The sequence below is a fragment of the Pseudoalteromonas sp. SCSIO 43101 genome, assembly GCF_023650775.1.
GTDB classification, from domain to species: Bacteria; Pseudomonadota; Gammaproteobacteria; order Enterobacterales; family Alteromonadaceae; genus Pseudoalteromonas; species Pseudoalteromonas apostichopi.
The window spans coordinates 1,110,657-1,129,741 of the sequence record NZ_CP072673.1 but is presented as its reverse complement, the minus strand read 5'-3'; the positions used below and the strand labels follow the sequence as shown (position 1 = coordinate 1,129,741).

General features: G+C 40.4%; 16 protein-coding genes and 1 pseudogene. 10 read left to right on the top strand and 7 right to left on the bottom strand.

Translation table 11 applies throughout. From position 1 onward, the window contains the following. The 4 genes and pseudogenes from J8Z25_RS05370 (at position 1) to J8Z25_RS05355 (ending at position 4,891) form a co-directional block, all read left to right on the top strand. On the top strand, positions 1-1,875 hold the full coding sequence (locus tag J8Z25_RS05370; RefSeq protein WP_250661794.1) for a VWA domain-containing protein: 1,875 nt from the start codon (positions 1-3) through the stop codon (positions 1,873-1,875). Beyond that, a complete protein-coding gene (locus J8Z25_RS05365) occupies positions 1,869-3,518 on the top strand; it encodes a BatD family protein (RefSeq protein ID WP_250661793.1) in 1,650 nt (549 codons plus the stop codon). Before J8Z25_RS05370 ends, J8Z25_RS05365 begins: the two co-directional genes overlap by 7 nt. 78 nt (positions 3,519-3,596) lie before the next feature. Next, positions 3,597-4,145, top strand: a pseudogene (locus J8Z25_RS05360) (sigma-70 family RNA polymerase sigma factor); the annotation flags it as partial. Continuing rightward, complete coding sequence (locus J8Z25_RS05355) at positions 4,145-4,891, top strand: DUF3379 family protein (protein WP_130052029.1); 747 nt, start codon at positions 4,145-4,147, stop codon at positions 4,889-4,891. The pseudogene J8Z25_RS05360 and the gene J8Z25_RS05355, both read left to right, overlap by 1 nt. A 77-nt stretch (positions 4,892-4,968) precedes the next feature. Here J8Z25_RS05355 and J8Z25_RS05350 read toward each other — a convergent pair whose 3' ends face one another. The 4 genes from J8Z25_RS05350 to J8Z25_RS05335 all read right to left on the bottom strand — a co-directional run bounded on the left by J8Z25_RS05350 (position 4,969) and on the right by J8Z25_RS05335 (position 8,913). Continuing rightward, positions 4,969-6,159 carry an amino acid aminotransferase gene (locus J8Z25_RS05350; RefSeq protein ID WP_054553227.1) on the bottom strand — a complete coding sequence of 397 codons (1,191 nt, stop codon included), beginning with the start codon at positions 6,157-6,159 and terminating at the stop codon, positions 4,969-4,971. 73 nt (positions 6,160-6,232) lie between these two features. Further along, complete coding sequence (locus tag J8Z25_RS05345; protein WP_239977167.1) at positions 6,233-6,892, bottom strand: GAF domain-containing protein; 660 nt, start codon at positions 6,890-6,892, stop codon at positions 6,233-6,235. Between the two features lie 45 nt (positions 6,893-6,937). Then, complete coding sequence (locus J8Z25_RS05340) at positions 6,938-8,608, bottom strand: ATP-binding SpoIIE family protein phosphatase (protein WP_167657952.1); 1,671 nt, start codon at positions 8,606-8,608, stop codon at positions 6,938-6,940. Beyond that, the gene (locus J8Z25_RS05335) at positions 8,608-8,913 is read right to left on the bottom strand and encodes an STAS domain-containing protein (protein WP_130052033.1); all 306 of its coding nucleotides are present in this window, start codon (positions 8,911-8,913) and stop codon (positions 8,608-8,610) included. The genes J8Z25_RS05340 and J8Z25_RS05335 overlap by 1 nt, the downstream gene beginning before the upstream one ends. Before the next feature lie 133 nt (positions 8,914-9,046). On the opposite strand from J8Z25_RS05335, the gene J8Z25_RS05330 reads away from it, so the two are divergent. Continuing rightward, positions 9,047-9,376 carry an SUI1 family translation initiation factor gene (locus tag J8Z25_RS05330; protein WP_130052034.1) on the top strand — a complete coding sequence of 110 codons (330 nt, stop codon included), beginning with the start codon at positions 9,047-9,049 and terminating at the stop codon, positions 9,374-9,376. Between the two features lie 29 nt (positions 9,377-9,405). Here the strand turns inward: J8Z25_RS05330 and J8Z25_RS05325 are convergent, their stop codons facing one another. Then, the gene (locus J8Z25_RS05325; protein ID WP_167657951.1) at positions 9,406-12,405 is read right to left on the bottom strand and encodes a bifunctional diguanylate cyclase/phosphodiesterase; all 3,000 of its coding nucleotides are present in this window, start codon (positions 12,403-12,405) and stop codon (positions 9,406-9,408) included. Positions 12,406-12,739: 334 nt separating this feature from the next. Between J8Z25_RS05325 and J8Z25_RS05320 the strand changes: the two genes are divergently transcribed. From J8Z25_RS05320 to J8Z25_RS05305, 4 genes are all read left to right on the top strand, one after another. Further along, complete coding sequence (locus J8Z25_RS05320; protein ID WP_130052036.1) at positions 12,740-13,891, top strand: chorismate mutase; 1,152 nt, start codon at positions 12,740-12,742, stop codon at positions 13,889-13,891. 127 nt (positions 13,892-14,018) lie between these two features. Then, entirely contained in the window at positions 14,019-14,537 is a 519-nt protein-coding gene (dsbB, locus tag J8Z25_RS05315) for a disulfide bond formation protein DsbB (RefSeq protein WP_130052037.1), read from the top strand. Next, positions 14,537-14,839 carry a DUF6170 family protein gene (locus tag J8Z25_RS05310; protein ID WP_130052038.1) on the top strand — a complete coding sequence of 101 codons (303 nt, stop codon included), beginning with the start codon at positions 14,537-14,539 and terminating at the stop codon, positions 14,837-14,839. The genes dsbB and J8Z25_RS05310 overlap by 1 nt, the downstream gene beginning before the upstream one ends. A gap of 400 nt (positions 14,840-15,239) precedes the next feature. Beyond that, entirely contained in the window at positions 15,240-16,265 is a 1,026-nt protein-coding gene (locus J8Z25_RS05305; protein ID WP_250659740.1) for an IS110 family RNA-guided transposase, read from the top strand. Between the two features lie 268 nt (positions 16,266-16,533). On the opposite strand, the gene J8Z25_RS05300 is transcribed toward J8Z25_RS05305, so the two are convergent. Then, positions 16,534-16,827: a ComEA family DNA-binding protein gene (locus J8Z25_RS05300; RefSeq protein WP_130052039.1), complete on the bottom strand. Its 294-nt coding sequence runs from the start codon at positions 16,825-16,827 to the stop codon at positions 16,534-16,536. Positions 16,828-17,073: 246 nt separating this feature from the next. Between J8Z25_RS05300 and J8Z25_RS05295 the strand changes: the two genes are divergently transcribed. Then, positions 17,074-17,376: a YebG family protein gene (locus J8Z25_RS05295; RefSeq protein WP_130052040.1), complete on the top strand. Its 303-nt coding sequence runs from the start codon at positions 17,074-17,076 to the stop codon at positions 17,374-17,376. Positions 17,377-17,437: 61 nt separating this feature from the next. Here the strand turns inward: J8Z25_RS05295 and putP are convergent, their stop codons facing one another. After that, on the bottom strand, positions 17,438-18,949 hold the full coding sequence (putP, locus tag J8Z25_RS05290) for a sodium/proline symporter PutP (protein WP_250661792.1): 1,512 nt from the start codon (positions 18,947-18,949) through the stop codon (positions 17,438-17,440). Positions 18,950-19,085 lie beyond the last annotated feature (136 nt).

The window sequence follows — 19,085 nt, the reverse complement described above, 5'->3', positions numbered from 1 at the left end:
ATGGATTTTGAATTTATTCGCCCTGCACTACTTTGGTTATTGCTCCCCGCACTGATTATTTTTAGTGTGTTGTTAGTACGCAATAAAAAGAACGCCCCAGCTGATTTAATTGCCCCCCATTTGGCGCAGTTTGTAATGAGTGACAATCATAAAAAGCAAAGCCAACCGCTTTGGCTAGTTGCTATTTTTACCTTGCTAGCCATTGTGTTTGCAGCAGGTCCAAGCTTCGAGAAAAAACAAGTCCCAGTGTTTCAAGCGAAAAACGCACGGGTTATTGTGATGGATATGTCGTACTCAATGTTCAGTACCGACATCGCACCAAATAGATTAGTTCAAGCTCGCTTTAAAGCACTTGATATGATTGAACTTTTCAAAGAAGGTGATACGGCATTGGTTGCTTATGCAGGTTCTGCATTTACCATTTCACCGCTAACCAATGACGCCAGCACCTTAGCTAACCTCATCCCAAGCCTAAGCCCAGATATCATGCCGAGCAAAGGTTCAAATGTTATTGAAGGCCTAGAAAAAGCCGACGATTTACTTAAACAAGCAGGCTATTTAGATGGTGATATTATTTTAGTTACCGATGGGGTTGATAGCCTTGATCAAGAAGATATTAGTCGCTTTACCGCTCAGTCGAGTTATCGCTTGAATGTCTATGGCGTCGGCACGGAGCAAGGTGCGCCTATTAAGTTACCTGAAGGTGGCTTTTTAAAAGATTCGCAAGGACAGATTGTTATTCCGACGCTAAATATCAGTCGCTTAAGTGCTTTAGCGCGCAACAGCGGTGGCAAATTTGCACTTTATCAAACCAGTAATCAAGATATTCAAGCATTTGCCCCAACAGCCAATGCTGAAGTACTCAAAGACGAGAAACAAAGCCAAGCGTTATGGCGTGTTGATGCTGGTATATACGGTCTTGTTATTTTACTACCATTAGCGCTCTTTTTAATTCGCCGAAGCAGCCTAGTACTTGGCTTTTTGTTCGTTATGCTATTACCTCAGCAACAGGTTTACGCCGCCGAGTTACCAGAGGTGTTTAAAAACCAAGACCAACGCGCTCTCGATGCCTATCAGCAAAATCAATTTGAACAAGCCGCCCAAGCTGAAAACACGCAATTAAAAGGCGCAGCCCTTTATCAGCAAGGTAATTACCAAGCTGCCATGGATGCGTTTAGTGAAGATAAATCTGCGACGGGTTTGTACAACTATGGCAATGCCCTTGCAAAGGCAGGTGAACTAGAGCAAGCAATAGAAGCTTATAAGAAAGCCCAACAGCTTAAAAATGACTTCACTGAAGCAAAAGAAAACCAAGCCCTTGTTGAACAGTTAATGCAGCAGCAAGAGCAACAGCAGCAACAAGATCAACAGCAAAACACTGATCAACAAAACTCCGATGGTCAGCAAGATAACCAGCAAAAGCAACAGGGTGAAAACTCCCAGCAAGGCGATAACTCTGAGCAAAGTGAGCAGCAAGATGGCCAACAACCCTCAGAGCAAGGCGAACAGTCAGATCAAAAAGGTGAGCAAAGTGACTCTGAAAGTGATCAACAAAACAAACCTGAAATGCAATCTGAATCAGAAAAGTCGCCACAATCAGGTGAGCAAAAGCCAGAGCAATCTCCTGAGCAACAAGATGCCCAGCCAGAGCCATCGCAAAGCGATGAACAAGCTAAACAGCAAGCAGAGCAACAGGCTATGCAGGCACAAGCTGCTGAGCTGACTAATGAAGAGAAAGAAAAAGCCCAGCAACTTAATCAATTGCTGCGTAAAGTTCCCGATGATCCTGCGATCTTATTAAGAAATAAAATGCAATTAGAAGCACAAAAACGAAACTATCAACGTCGTCCACGAGGAGCCGAAAAATCATGGTAATGCGATTATTATGTTGTTTATTGCTAATCGCGGCAGCGCCGCTTTGGGCTGCCACCCAGCTACAGGCAAGTGTTGATAAAAACCCAGTCCTTGCCGGTGAGTTTTTTGTTTTAACCATCTCAGCAGACGACTCTATTAACAGCGAACAACCCGACACTTCAGTGTTATTAAAAAACTTTGTTGTAGGGCCTACCAGTGTAAGCTCGCGTACCAACATTATTAATGGTGAAATCAGTAAGCAAACTAACTGGTCTGTAAAACTGATGACCCGCAAAGAAGGCACTTATACCATTCCTGCTTTTACCGTTGCTGGTGTCAGTTCAAAACCGATTGAGCTAACGGTGGCTAAGCGCAGCCAAACCTCTGAGCAAAATAAAGAAGCCTTCATTAAAACAAGCATCAAGCCAACTAGCTTATACGTGCAAGAAGCCGGTGTTTATACGGTTAAATTGTATTTAGACAACAACAAAGAACTGCTTGATGGCAACTTAACCACACCAGAAATGGAAAACGCTGAGCTAACTCCAATTAACAAGCAATCTGAAGACTATGAGTTAATTGATGGAAAACGCTATTTAGTGATCACCCGTGAGTATTTAGTGCAACCACAAAAAAGTGGCGTGAATACCATCACAGCCCCAGTATTCAATGGCCGTATTCGTCAAAATTACCGACAAATGGCTGTTTCAGCAATGGGCGAAGATGTCGATATTGAAATCAAGCCAATTCCAGAAAACTACTCAGGTGCTTGGTTACCGAGTGAATTGGTTAACCTTGATGAGCAATGGCAACCAAAAGATGACACCGTGGAAGTCGGTACGCCGATCACTCGAACTATCACCTTAACCGCATTGGGGGTTACTAAAGAGCAACTTCCTGATATCGATATGCCGCAGGTGCAAGGTTTTAGAAGTTACCCTGATGAAAAAGAGAGTAATCATCTGGTACGTGATGGCCGTGTTATTTCACAACAAACTGCTTCTTATGCTTTATTACCGCAAACACCGGGCACTTACACATTACCTGAAATAAAGCTGCCTTGGTTTAATACCAAAATCAATCGTATTAGCTACGCGACAATACCTGCTCGAACATTAACAGTTGTGCCAAGTACAAATCCACTCACACCAACAGCCCCAGCTATCGCAGAGCCGCAAACAGCAAGCTCTAATGAGCTGAGTCATACGCCAACTAATGTGCAAACCGTTACGCAAGTCACGAGCCCGATGTGGCTTATTATCGTGGCAATTGTCGGCTATGGACTTTGGTTAGTCACCTTAGTGCTTTACATTAAAAAGCGCCCTCAACAATCAACGCCTAAAGCATTATCTAAGAGTGTTACATCCGTGTCATTAAATGAGTTAAAGCTGTTTGCAAAACAGAACAATAGCTCAGCGTTTTATAACGCATTAAACCTCTATGCAAAACAGTACACAGGTAAGAATGTAGCGGCCATTGAGTATTTACTCGCATCACTCAAAAACACACAACTTAATGATGAAATTGCTAAATTACGCACTAAACTTTATAGTTCAGCAGATGAACAAGTTGATTTAAGTTTAATTGTAAACTTGCTAAGCCAAGCAACTAAACAGACTCAATCGACAAGTAATAGCACTGAATTAAAAAATCTTTACGATTAACGATTAATCTAATAGATTGAATATAAACGGCTAATCTTGAATTAGCCGTTTTTTTAAGAAAAAAATAATAATCTCAGAAAGATTTTTTTTGATGGGCGGGTCTTAGTAACTATGACAGAAAAACAAAAGCGATATGAAGCGCTGGTTCATGTCTACCACAGTGAGCTTTTTCGCTTTGCGTATTGGTTGTGTCGTGATCAGAACATTGCTGAAGACTTAGTGCAGGAAACTTTCCTGAGGGCTTGGCGTGCCTTGGATTCACTGCAAGATCAACAAGCGGTAAAACCTTGGTTGTTAACTATCTTACGTCGCGAGAATGCACGTCGCTTTGAACGTAAACAATTTGATTACGCCGATGTTGAAAACGACACCCTTGTAGATGAAAAAAGTACAACCCTTGATGCTGAAATGGAACAAACAGTGATTCAACGACAAATTGGAAAGTTATCACAAGAGTATCGAGAACCATTACTGCTGCAGGTGGTAATGGGTTGCTCTGGCGACGAGATTGCCCAGATCCTCGATTTAAATAAAAATACTGTCATGACACGACTTTTTCGTGCCAGAAACCAGCTTAAAGAGGCTTTAAGCAGTGATGATGATCAACTTAGAGGAGCATCAAATTAATGGATGAACTCGAGTTTCGCCGCCGCATCCTCGCCGAGCCAAGCACTATTGATAAGGAACTTGAAGCGTTTGCCGAGCAGGACACTGATAAACAGGCGTTTATTGATGATGTACGTGCCCTCGATGATGAACTAAGCAAAGCGCTTAACGTACCCGTGCCTGAAAATTTGGCAAAGCGAATTATTGATAACACCTATGCTTGTGAAGAAAACCATGAGCAGCCGCTAGACACTATTATTGAGGCTAAGTCGCGCTTTGCCTTCAATCGCCTGTATTTAGCCGCCGCAGCATCGTTTTTAGTGGCAATTAGTGTGTTCTTTGTCATTAACAAACAACATACTTTATACAGTGTGGGTGAGCATGCCTTTACACACCTTTATCATGAGATTGGCGCGTTAGATAAGCATGAAGCGATAGACCTTGCTTATGTAAATGAAAAGTTTGCTACTATTGGCGGACACCTAGATGAGCTACCAGGTAAAGTAACCTATTTGATGTTTTGTGACTTTCAAGGCAAAAAAGGCCTACACTTGGTGTTTGAGTCTGACTTTGGCCCAATGACAGTATTCATAGTGCCTTCTGACGAGCAACCGTTTGGCACTGGCTCTGATGATTTCAATGATGAGCGTTTTGCTGGTCACATTAACCGCGGAGAGCGAGCCGATACTATCTTAATAGCGAGTATTGGCGCTCCGCTTGACAGCTACAACAATATGATTAATGACGCCATTCGCTGGCTACATTAATACCTACTCGTAGTAACACATATTACAGGCACAAAAAAACCGCAGTCATGCGGTTTTTTTTATCGCTATAGAGCCGATTATTTACAAACGTCTGCTACTGCATTTGCGAAGTAATCAATGTTTGCATCGCTGATACCAGCAACGTTTACACGGCTAGAACCAACAATGTAGATTGAGTACTCTTTTTGTAAACGTTCGATTTGCTCTTTATTAATACCTAGGAATGAGAACATACCATTTTGACGATCAATAAATGAGAAGTCTTGCTCAATGCCTTTCGCTGCTAAGCTTTCTTTGATTAAAGTACGTAAGCCATTAATACGATTACGCATTTCATCAAGCTCGTCATGCCACATTTGCGTCAGCTCAGTGCTGCCTAAAATCGTGCTAACAATATCAGCACCATGTGCAGGCGGCATTGAATAGATGCTACGTACAACGCTTAATAATACAGAGTTAGAGATATCAGCAGTCGCTGCATCTTTAGCAATGATTGAACATGCACCGATACGTTCGCGGTATAGACCGAAGTTTTTCGAACATGAAGAACAGATGATTAGTTCATCTACCGCTGCTGCTAATTTGCGAAGACCCGCTGCGTCTTCTTCAAGGCTTGAACCAAAACCTTGGTAAGCAATATCAACCAGTGGCGTGAAACCAACTTCAACAGCAAGATCTGCAACTGTGCTCCATTGCTCAGCATTTAAATCCATACCGCTTGGGTTGTGACAACATGCGTGGAATAACACAACATCACCTTTAGGCACTTGCTTAAGGGTATTAATCATGTCATCAAATAAAAGGTCTTTATTTTCGTAATCGTAGTAAGGGTATTCTTTTACTGTTAAGCCCGCCGCTTCAAATAAGCTGATGTGGTTTGCCCACGTTGGCGTAGTTACCCATACCGTCGCATCTTTGTTGCAACGCTTGATGAATTCAGCTGCAACACGTAATGCACCTGTACCACCTGGTGCTTGTGCAGTGCGAACACGGTTAGCTAAAAGTGCTGGATGCTCACCCAGTAATAAGTTTTCCATTTTTTGACAGTAATCTAAGTTACCAGCCAAGCCAATGTACGATTTACTGGTTTCGTTTTCTAAACGAAACGCTTCCGCTTTTTTAACCGCTTTTAATACAGGCGTATTGCCTTGCTCATCCTTATAAACACCTACACCCAAATCAATTTTCTTTGGGTTTGTATCTTGTTTAAAGGCCGCCATTAGGCCAAGAATAGGATCTGTTGGTAATGGTTTTAATTCTGAGAACATTGACTATCTCTTTTTATAGGGGTTAGCGTTGCCACTAGCTTAACATAAAAACCCAGCCTGATTACTAGTAAAATTAGACCAAGAGTTGAGGAATTTTAATACAACAAGCCACAAGTAATGCAAGGGTCTGCTGATCAAAGAAATCATTACTAAATGCTTCTGCATCTATAATACCTAAGCATTCATTTTTAGCTGATAGTAAGGGTAAACAGGTTTCAGCTTTCACCTTTGGATCGCAGGTATAATACTCACCACCTTTTGCAAGATAATCAGCAACGTTATTGATCACGCGACCTTGCTTAGAAAGCGCGACTTGAACATTGTTACTACCTTTAGCAAACGCTTCTGTAAGCGGGAATAATGGTCGGCTAGGTGCCCCGTGATAAACCAGTTTTAATAACTGAGGGCCTTCGTCAGTATTTGTTGCTTGATAAATACCAAACCAATCAACTTGAGTCTGAGCAACGACAAAATCGATGATTTGTTGAAGCTTAGTCAGCTTTTCAGTATTTGTAGCATCATCTGCAACATAATCGTTTAATTTGAATGGTTCATCTTGCAAATAACCAAATAAGCTACACGCCCCCCCCTCGCCTAGCTCAGGAATTTGATATTCCCAACGCACTGCTGGTGAAGCGGACTCTGCAAGATATTGTTCAAGGTTCGATAATTGCTCAGCAACCAAGTTTTCTGGTAATTCAAGCTGTGCAGTAGATAAGTAGTTAGAAATCATTTAGCCGTCCAAACATCTATAATGCCAGGATGATAACATGCGATTTTAGTGTGAGCTAGTACTGCTTGCTGTTAATTGATAATAAATTTCGACTTGATTACCAGCACTATTAAATGTCACTTTTGAGGCAACTTCTCTAAGTAAGCACAAGCCTCTACCATGCTCCCTTGCAAGGCTTTGTTGATTTGTTTGCTCTTTACTAAAACCGTTTCCTGAGTCACAAACGGTAAAATATAGAGCACACTCTTCGGGGCAATAACGGATATCAATAATGATTAAAGCATCTGTTAAATTTGCGAGGGCCTCTTCTCGTTGTTGATAATAAATTAAAAAGCCATCTTCTTGATTCTTAATCTCTGAGTCGAGACCTAACACACCGTGATCTAAGGCATTATTATAGGCCTCTGAGAGTATCAAAAAGATATTTGCGCGATGGGCATTTAACCCCGCCACTTTACTTATTACATCAACTACTTCCAACACAGGATCTGTGCTTTTGATTTGCTTTGAATTTAAGCTCAATGAAAAATTAAAGGGTAATGCAGATAGCTGTTCAGACTTTTGCTCAGACTCATCCATAGGTAAACAATTTAATAATACTAAGCTTAAGTCGTCTTGTTGTTTATTGCCGCGGGCAAATTTGTTTACTCGTTCTAATACTTGATTTGAAGAAATATTTGGCTTTGAGCCAAGCACCTTTTTAAAACGCTGCTCACCAAAATATTCATCATTTGGGCTAGTCGTTTCAATAATGCCATCGGTCGCCATCACGATACGAGAAGTATCTTCTACCTCTATGTGAATAAGTGCACGTTCAAATTCATCCTCTTCTAAAATACCCAGTGCCATGTGTTGAGATTCAAGAGTGCGAATGAGTTCTCCATTTTGGTCGATGATATACGTATCAGGTAATCCTCCAAGCCAAGCCGAAACACTTTTCCCGGTGTTACTGAGCTCTATAATGGTGGCAGCACAAAACATATGTCCTGGCAGTAATTTACCTAGTACTGAATTAATTTCTGCAGCAATATCACTGACTGACATTCCCTTACTTACCATTGTATAAAATACCCTTGAAGCAGGAAGTGCTCCGACCGCAGCAGCTAAACCATGGCCGGTAAAATCACCAAGCATGCAGTACAAGCTGCCAATTGGGCTTTGTGCTACCAAAAACATATCGCCATTAAACATAGCGGCAGGTGATAAATGAAAGTCTAAATGCGACGGAAATGACTGTTGGTTTTCGAGGGCGTTATTAAAAATATGTTCGACGATTTCATGTTCGCGCTCGACTTGATTTTGATGATATTCAAGTTGTAGATTTTGCTCTCTTGCCTTTTGGCTTAAATTACGGATCCGGCTATGCGCTTTAATTTTCGCGTTAAGAATGACCTCTTGAAATGGCTTATGTAAAAAGTCATCGCCGCCAACCGCTAAGCAACGCTCAAAACTCGCTTCATCTTCTAAAGAGGTAATAAATATAATCGGTAAGTAAACTTGGCTAAAGCGCTCTTTGATAATCGCTGCGGTTTCAAAGCCGTCCATCACAGGCATAATGACATCGAGTAACACAATATCAATGGTGTGTTCTTCGAGCAGGTTTAAAGCAACAAGCCCGTTTTCAGCGGTATAAACACGGTAGCCCTGCTGCTCTAACATCACGGTTAATAAGCGACGATTTAAGGCTAGATCGTCTACAACCAGAATATTAAGCATCAATCAATGTCGAACTTTTTATCGAAACGTGAAATTTGCAGGATTTTTTTCAGTTGCGGTTGGCAATTACTAATTTGAATTGTTTCAACTTTGCCTGTTAGGTTTTTTTTCATGTTCAGCAACATGCCTAACGCTGAGCTGTCCATGTAATCTGTTTCTCTGAGGTCAATAACCACTTTATCGATATTGTCGTTAAGATCGGCGTACGCCTGACGAAAAGATTGCACCAAATTAAAATCAAATTTTCCTTTGATTTGTACGGTTAATATAGCGCCATCAGCAGAAGTGCTGCGCGATAAACTCATAATAAACTCCTAATAAACAAATCTTTCCTGATACCTAATTAAATATAACCGCTTAGAACAAATAAGCCAAAAATTAAAACACTTAGGATGAAATTTGTTATCATTTAGCCAAGCTTCTACTACGAGATCCACTATGAGCGATAATAATCTAGTTTATTCAACTGCTACTGGTCGCATTGAGCAACCTAAAGAAAGCAAACCAACCCAAGGTAAAATTTTTAAAGACGGCTTTTTGCGTATTGAACGTCAAACCAAAGGCCGCAAAGGTAAGGGTGTCATGTTAGTTGTTGGGATCGACAGCGAACAGCACGACTTAAAAAAATTAGCTAAGACCATTAAAAGTAAAATGGGCCAAGGCGGTGCAGTAAAAGACGGTATCATCGAAGTTCAAGGTGATGACAGAGATAAGCTAAAAGCGATTCTCGAGGGACTGAAATTCAAAGTTAAAATTGCAGGGGGCTAGTCGCCCCCTATATTTTTGAGTTCTGTATTTTATGAATTCAAAGAGTTGAGCTGTTCATAAAGTGCAGGCAACTCATCTTCAGGGATAGGCTTGCTATAGTAGTAACCTTGCACAATATAACAGTTGTTGTTTTGTAAAAACTCAATTTGTTCAATGGTCTCAACCCCTTCGGCAACAACATTAAGTTTCAACTTTTGCGCCATAGCAATAATCGCAGCGGTAATTTCCATATCATTAGTATCCTCAGGGATATCTTTCACAAAAGAACGGTCTACTTTCAAGATATCCACAGGGAAACGTTTTAGGTAACTTAATGAAGAGTAGCCTGTTCCAAAGTCATCGATTGAAATTGATACCCCCAAGGCTTTTAATTGATGCAGTTGTAAAATAGCGGCTTCAACATGCCCCATCAGCATACTTTCTGTTAACTCAAGGTGTAAGCGTTTAGGCTCAACCCCTGTTTGCTTGATTATCGTATCAAGAGTCGTCACTAGGTTGGCATCTTTAAACTGGCGAGCCGATAGATTGATTGAAATATTATTCTTCAAATCTTGGCTTGCTAAACGAGCCGCAAATTCACAGGCTTCTCGTAATATCCATGCACCTAACTCAACAATTAAACCGGTTGCTTCAGCAATTGGAATAAATTTCGTCGGTGGGATCATTCCTTCTTCAGGGTGGAACCAACGAATAAGCGCTTCGTACCCAACTACCTGATTATTGCGACAATCCACTTGTGGCTGATAATAAACTCTAAACTGCCCTTCACGGATACCAGTACGTAACTCATTTTCAATAAATAAGCGCTCGTTCGCAGCTGCATTTAATTCTTGGCTATAGAAGTGGAAGGTATTGCGCCCTTTGGCTTTTGCTTCATACATCGCAAGGTCAGCATGTTTAAGTAATTGATCTTCTTCTTGACTATCAAATGGCGCCATAGTGATACCAATACTGGCACTAATGATCACTTCATTATTACCTAATTTGATAGGCTCATTGAGAGTGCGTTGAATCGTATTTGCGACTTCCATGGCGTGTGTTTGATGCTCAATACCACTTAATAATACCGCGAATTCATCGCCGCCTAAACGCGCAATCGTATCTTCTGTACGCAGACGCTTTTTCAGGCGATTAGCAACTTCTACTAGCAACTGATCACCCGCATCATGACCTAGCGTATCGTTGATACGTTTAAATTCGTCTAAGTCAAAATAGAATAAGGCAAATGCATAATGACCACGCTCAGCAAGTGCCATTGACTTGCGCAGCTGCATTCTGAAGAAAGTGCGGTTAGCAAGTCCAGTTAAAGTATCAAAGTAAGCCAGTTGTTCCATTTTACGTTGGCTTTCTTTCACAAACGAAATATCTTGCGCAGATGCCACATAACTGGTGATCTCACCACCATCTTCACGAATTGGTGAAATACTTAGCGAAACCCAAACAGATTGGCGTTCATTAGCTTGTAATAAGGTATCCCCTCGCCAGTAATTACGGCTACGTAAGTCAATATCAATATCATCAACTAAAATAGCCATTTCTTGAGAGATGATATTTAACAGCGGCGAACCAATGAAATGACGCTCTTCGAAACCGGTCATTTCAACCATTTTCGGATTCACGTATTTGATCTCAAAATCTTGGTTGGTGATCACTACACCGGTGCCCGAGAAAGCCACAGCTTTAGATAAGCGGTTAGCTGCCTTTTCAGCTATTTCTTTTTCGCTAATGCGCTGGTTGAGCCCATCAATTAATTTACGAATTTCAATAGCCATGTCTCTGAACGAGCCATTTAAGGTACCAATTTCATCTTTATTGGCTTTTGGAAACTCTGTTTGTAATTGCCCTTTGCCAAAACTCACCACCGCGTTAACTAATGAGTGAATACGACGCAGTACTAATTGGTAAAGTGCTTGATGCAATAACAAGGCAACTAAAATAGCGTACAAGATAAACAAGCCAAAGAATTTTACTTTTAGCTCTTCTAGTGCTGAAAGTGCCGACGAACGCTTTTTATAAATACCAATATACCAATTTAGGTTCTCAACTTTACGAATATTGATAATGTGAGTTTCGCCATCTTGGACAAATGAATTTGCAGACTCAGGTAATTTTAAGCGAATCGTTTCAGACACTAGCTTTTGCAGATCGGGATTAACAAAATCTTCTGTCAGTAATTTTTTACCTTCTCGTCCATATTGCTCTAAAGTTGTCCTATCTAAATCAGGGTGAGCTAATAACTGACCTTTTGCATCGAAAACAAATAGATGTTGCTCACGATCACCAATAGGCAGTTGTGCCAATAAAGTTTCAAGAGCAATATCGCTACCTGTTACACCAAAAAATTCGTTATCAAGGTAGATTGGCACAAGTACACTAACGACCCATTTATGCCAAATAGTGTCGTAATACACTTTTGACCATACCGCTTCTCGGCTTGGATTAGTTGCAGCTTGGGCATAATTGAAGGCTTCGTCTTTGGTGAAGTCAAAGTCGCCAGGTACATTTAGCGCCCAGTTTGGTGGCGCTATACGAATAAAGTTGTCTTTCGTAACTAAGTAAAAATTAAAGAAATCCTGAATTAAAGTAGGTGAAACGATTTTCCACAATGATTCAGAATCGTTTATAAGCTGCTTATAAAATTCAGAATATTTATCTTGAGGGATAAACGCTGCAGATAAACCATTTTCTGAAGTACTGCGGATACTGCCATCAACGGAAAATTTAATATCGGCGCTTCGTTTGCTTTGTAAGTGAGACTCATTGTGAAGCAGTTGGCTGCTTACAACATTATTAGCCTGCTCAGCGATATTTATTTTAGTTTTAATCAGGCGGTTAAATTGACGACTCAAGCGTTCACTCGAGTGTTTTAAAAGTTCATGCTCTTCAAAAACAAGCTGTTTTTCTTCAGATTTAAGCATCAAAGCCGCAGCACATATACCTGCAATCAAACAAATCGCAGAGATCAGCAGCGACAATTTCATACTTAATGAATTCACACCAAAACGTGATGGCGGTCGTCGATACACCACAGGACTACCTTATTAATAATTGTTATTATTTATTGTGCAAAAACAAATATACCAGATTCATTTTTATATTTATAAATTTTTTATAAAGATTAATGAATTTTCTGAATAAACACATATGATTTCAAAATTAGCCTCGATAGGCGGTTGACTTTACATACAAGTGTTTTTACATTAACTCAATGAAACAAATTATCTCTCGCACTTACTTTTCGTTTTTTAGCTTCTTTAAATAGAGGAGGCTTAACTGTTTGCGAGATAAATTCACCGAATAGCTAAAGCCTCCCACTTGGGAGGCTTTTTTGTTTGCGCACTGTTTTGGAATGAGGAAACCAACATGAGCATTGATACATTAAATGCGTTACGACACGATATTAATGAAATAGATTCCGACTTACTTGTCTTACTGGCAAAAAGACGTCGTATCAGCCACAGCGTGGTTGAGTACAAGATAGCCAATAACAAACCAATTCGCGATGAGGCTCGCGAACAAGCATTACTCGAAAAGCTCATTAGTTATGGAAAATCATTAGGCCTTGATGCGTACTACATTAATAACGTGTTCCAAACCATTCTTGAAGATTCTGTTCTAAACCAACAAGCGATGTTGCAAAAAAACCTTAACCCAGAAGCCATGAGCGAAAGTCATCGTGTTGCTTATTTGGGTGGTCAAGGTTCATACAGTCAATTAGCCTGTCATAAATATTTCAGCCGCCGCCCGGGTAAAGTAATTGAAATGGGTTGTTCTAGCTTTGACCAAATCACCGGTAAAGTAGAAAGTGGCCAAGCTGATTTTGGTTTATTACCCATTGAAAACACCAGTTCTGGTAGTATCAATGAAGTATTCGATTTATTACAGCACGCTCAAGTATCAATTGTTGGTGAAGTGACGCACAGCGTTGAACACTGTTTATTAGCGATGCCTGGTACTGAGTTATCTCATATCAATAAAATATTTGCTCACCCACAGCCTTTTGCTCAATGTAGCCGTTTCATTCAGGGCTTAGGTGACATTCAACATGAAACCTGTGATTCAACTTTCCATGCATTGCAATCAGCAGTTGAAACCGCAAACAGTGCCGCTATCGGCTCTGCACAAGCAGGGAAAAACGTCGGTTTAGAAGTGGTTAAATCAGGCTTGGCCAATCAAAGTGAAAACCATAGCCGCTTCATTGTAGTAGCCCGTAAACCTCTTCAAGTGTCGAAACAAATCCCAACCAAAACGAGTTTAATTATGGCCACCAAGCAACAAGCGGGTTCGTTAGCTGACGCCTTAATGATTTTTAAACATCACAAAATTAACCTTGTAAAACTAGAGTCACGTCCAGTACCTGGAAACCCTTGGGAAGAAGTGTTTTATGTAGATCTCGAAGCAAACCTTGATGACTTACATGTTAAACAGGCACTAGAAGAGCTAAAAGAACATACTCAGTACACCCGTGTACTTGGTTGTTATCAAAGTGAGTCTTTGCAAGCTGTAAGTGTTTAACTGACGATCATTACTGATTAATGAAAGGAGCCGCTTGGCTCCTTTTTCGTATAATTTCATCTTAGATACTTGCACCCACAGCCCCGTCTAAGCATAATCTTGAAAACAATTTCAAATTGGATCATTCATGAATTGGTTAGCAGAATTAGCAACTAAAAGAACACCTTGGTTATTATTAGCATTTATTTCACTAGCGTTTGAAGTCACTGCGTTGTTTTTTCAATACAGCATGGGACTTGAACCATGTATTATGTGCATTTATCAACGTACCGCTGTTTTAGGCTTACTTGCAGCAGGTGTGATTGGAGCGATTAACCCACAAAATATGGTTGTTCGCCTTGTTGCATTTGCTACTTGGGGTATCTCTGCAATCTGGGGTTACTTTATTGCTAAAGAACACATTGCAATGCAAAACAATACCGACCCTTTTGCATTTAGCTGCGCATTTGAGCCTAATTTCCCAAGCTTTATGCCACTGCATGAATGGATCCCTAGCTTTTTTGCAGCCACTGGCGATTGCGGCAATATTGATTGGCAATTTGCATCAATGAGTATGCCTGCATGGATGGAGATTATTTTCGCTGCGTTTTCAATAGTCTTTGTAGCAGTTTTATTTAGCCGTTTAGTAACTAAAAAGTCGTTATAATGATTTATTTTTTTACTAGTCAAATCCCTGCTTTAAAAACTTTTAAAGTAAGGCAGCGCCAGCAAATAATTGCACTTGCTCTGGCTCATTTAAGCCCAAGTAAAAAGATTATTTTATCGGTGTGTAAGCTTGCCTTTCTTGCGCCATTATTTTTAGGTTTAGCCTACTTTGAAGGCTGGATGCTGTTACCTTGGTTATTATTAGCAGGCTTAAGTTACCCACTTATCACAACACCTATCGAAAATTTGTTCGCACTAGCGCATTTAGACAAAGCTATCAATGAATTTAAACAGGGCGAATAACGCCCTGTTTAGGGCGTGTTGACCTTTGTGGATTAAAGTTTGTTCACTCTAGGGGCAATTTAATCGCGGCGCGAGATTTGTAACCTAGTGGACTAAGTAAAAATCGAGCAAAGCTACCGCGTTCTGCCCACGGCCTTTAGCTTCATCTATTTAAGTAATAAAAAGATAATCGCCCCTAGGAAGAACCCAAAAGGTAGCGCGTGTTTGGTATGGATGCTGCGTTATCGCCTATTTATGTTGAACAACCACACGACATAGGCTCTGCCTTGCTTAAATACCAAACATACTGCTGCAAAATTAATCACAATAGGTCAACGATGAAATGGTCTCCTCCCTTTCGGCATCGCAATGTGCCAAACTTGGAATTGAACGATTCAAGTAATAAAGCGAGGAGACCGAGATGAATATTACAACAGTTGGATTAGATTTAGCAAAGAATGTGAGTCATGTGGTTTGCTGTAATCAAGTAGGTAAAATTGTTAAGAAAAAAATCCTGAGAAGAAAAGAAATACTGAATTATTTTGCTCAACTAGATGATTGCCTAGTTGGAGTCGAGTCATGTGCCAGTGCACATTACTGGGCAAGAGAACTCGAAAAACTGGGGCATCGGGTAAAACAAATAGCGCCTCAACACGTAAAGGCTTATGTCAGAGGTAACAAAACAGATTTTAATGATGCATTAGCCATAGCCGAAGCTGTTGTGCGACCAGAAATGCGTTTTGTTAGAACAAAAACCCAAACCCAACAAGATATTCAATCGCTGCATGTACTACGCAAGAAATGTGAGCGAGACAGAACAGCGAATAGTAATGAAATACGAGGCTTATTGTATGAGTATGGGATTGTCATTCCATTGGGAGTACATAATGTTTATAAGGCCTTGCCTGAGTTATACGATAGAGAAGCAAATAATGGGTTGAGTGAGTTGTTCAAGGAATTATTGGAACAACACTATAAAAAGTTGTCAGAGCTTAAAGCGCACCTGGATGTTTATACTCAAAAAATCCATGACTTAAGTAAAGATGATGCCTGTGTTCGATTACAGAGTATTCCGGGTATTGGCCCATTGATTGCCAGTGCGTTTTATCAACATGTGGGCAATGGCAGTGAATTTAACAATGGACGAGCGGTATCAGCTTCCATAGGTTTAGTTCCGAGGCAACATAGTTCCGGCGGTAAACAAAATTTACTGGGTATCAGTAAACGGGGCGATGGGTATTTAAGAACCTTATTGATACACGGTGCCAGAGCCGTTATGCGAGTCAGTGCGAACAAAGATACGCCACTGGCAAAATGGATAAAGCGAATAGAGCAAACGCGAGGCAGGAACAAAGCTGCGGTTGCGCTTGCCAATAAGTTAGCTCGCGTTGGTTGGGCGATATTAAAACACGGCGGTCGTTACAACGATGATTTGGTAACGGCTTAACAATGAATAACGAGTTCACTTCAGAGGATTGCTGAATAAACATCAAGTGATGACAAACAGGTAAAACCGACATATCGAAAACCTGATAGGGCGTGTGAGTTTGATAAACTCGTGTCAACGATAAGGACGATATGTGCGAAGTTCATCGAGGCTCGAAACCAAAGTGTTTCAATTAAGAAGCCGGATATACGAACGCAAACCTATCCCTGTCAAAACTCATTGTTTATTCTTGCAATGTTGGAGGAGACCATATACACGCCCTAGTCTTTTAAAGCGTAATTTTCCCCTCAAGTTTAGCAAATACCTTATCGCCTATTCCTTTTACTTCTTTTAATTGCTCTACCGACTTAAACGGACCTTGCTTATTGCGATGCTCAACAATCGCTTTAGCTTTAGACTCACCAATACCCGGTAATTGAGTAAGTTGATCGATGCTAGCTTTGTTAATACTGAGCTTTTGCATTTTAACTTGTGTTGCTTCGGTTGGTTTTACGGCGAATGCCGGTGTTGTAGGCAGTAACGCAATACTCGTGGCAAGTAAAAGACTTGATAGTAATTTCATAATTTCCTCCGTGATGTCCATCTTGGACAGGTAGTTAGCTATTACCCAACACTCACTCCATCGCTTGTGTTTAACTTTGGGTAACAATATAAATAAAGCTAATGCCCCTATTATTGTCAAATTTGTTCCATAAAAAATTTCTTTAGATACTTGCAAAGTAAGGCCCGAAGCATTACTGTATATAAAAACAGTAATCAAAGTGGCGATTTTACGCTGCAAATGCCACGCTTAAATGCAGGAGAAATCATGGCTGTTGTTGTTAAATATGTTGTAGAAAGAAACGGAGTCGAGCGCATGACGTTTACTACTAAGAAAGAAGCTGATGCGTATGACAAAATGCTCGACATTGCTGAGTCATTAGAATTAATGCTTGAAAAAGTTGATGTACCATTAAGCGAGCAACAAATTGAATCACTAGCGCTTGAAATGGCAAAAGAAAAAGACCAATTTATGGCTGTACTTAAAGGTGCAAAAGAGGTTCCTGCGAAGCCTAAAAAAGCAAAATCAGACGATAACGTTGCAGATATAAAAGAAAAAGCTGCAAGCTAAGCATTGGTTATAAAATTAAAAAAGGGCAACAAATGTTGCCCTTTTTTGTGCTTACTCAAAACTAAAGTGATGACTCAACTTCATCAAATAAATCTGTAATTTCTTTTTTCGGCTCAGTCGTCATTAGGCTCACAACAATAATGGCAATCGTTGATAAAATAAAGCCAGGGACAATCTCATAAATAATTGCACTTAGCGATTGGCCATCGATCTTAATTGGCGCGTAAATCCAAAACAGTACTGTTGCAGCACCGACAACCATACCACTGATAGCGCCTTGTAAGTTCATGCGCTTCCAGTAAAGGCTAAGTAGTACTAATGGACCAAATGCAGCACCGAAACCAGCCCATGCATTACTTACTAAATCCAAAATAGAGCTATCGCGGTCATACGCTAGGTAAATAGCAAACAGAGCAACCAAGATAACACTAATACGACCGACTAATACTAGCTCTTTTTGAGAAGCACTTCGGTTTAAATAAATCTTATAGAAGTCTTCTGTTAGAGAGCTTGAACACACTAGTAATTGCGATGAGATGGTACTCATAATCGCAGCTAAAATAGCAGCCAATAAGAAACCAGCAATTAGAGGATGGAAGATAAGTTCAGACAGTACCAAGAAAATAGTTTCTTTATCATCAATTGGCATTTGGTTTTCAAGCATATAAGCAGCACCAAATAAACCTGTTAACACAGCACCAATTGCTGAAAGTGTCATCCACGACATCCCCACACGTCGCATAGTTGGCATATCTTTAACTGAACGCACAGACATAAAACGAACAATAATATGCGGCTGTCCAAAATAACCAAGACCCCATGCCATTGCAGAGATAATAGCAATCGTCGAACCACCAGCAAACCAGTCCATCATATTAAGTGCATGAATTTCAGTTTCTTTTGGTGAGCTTAACAATAAATCATAGCGTGCATTGGCGAGTGTATCCATGAATGGTTGATCAAGCATAGTATATGTCGCAATTGGTACTGCAAGCAGCGAGATAAACATGATACAGCCTTGAACAAAGTCTGTAAGGCTTACTGCTAAGAAGCCACCAAACAAGGTATATAACACTACAACGCCAGTTGTGATATACAGACCCATTTTATAGCTCATATTAAATGAGTTTTCGAATAACTTACCACCCGCGACAACACCTGATGAAGTATACAAGGTGAAGAAAACAATGATTACTATCGCAGAAATAACACGCAGTATATTTTTATTATCATCAAAGCGGTTTGCGAAATAATCTGGAATGGTGATTGAGTCATTCGCTTTCTCAGTATAAACACGTAAACGAGGCGCTACCAAGAAATAGTTAGCCCAAGCACCGAGTACTAGACCTATAGCAATCCAAACTTTGCTTAAGCCGAACAGATACATTGCACCTGGTAAGCCCATTAGCAGCCAACCACTCATATCTGATGCACCTGCTGAAAGCGCAGCAACACTTGGTGATAAATTACGACCACCTAGCATATAACCTGACACATCGTCTGTGGATTGCTTATAAGCGTATAGCCCAATCCCCAACATTACGATGAAGTACAATGCTAACGAAATTATCATTCCTGTTTCCAAATTAGCCTCCAATAATTGTTTAATGTTGGCTTTTAATCCGAATAATGACTCGCAAGTTACTTAATTTTAAGACATTATTGGGGTAAAAACCGATATCACTCATGACTATAACATGCTTCTACCC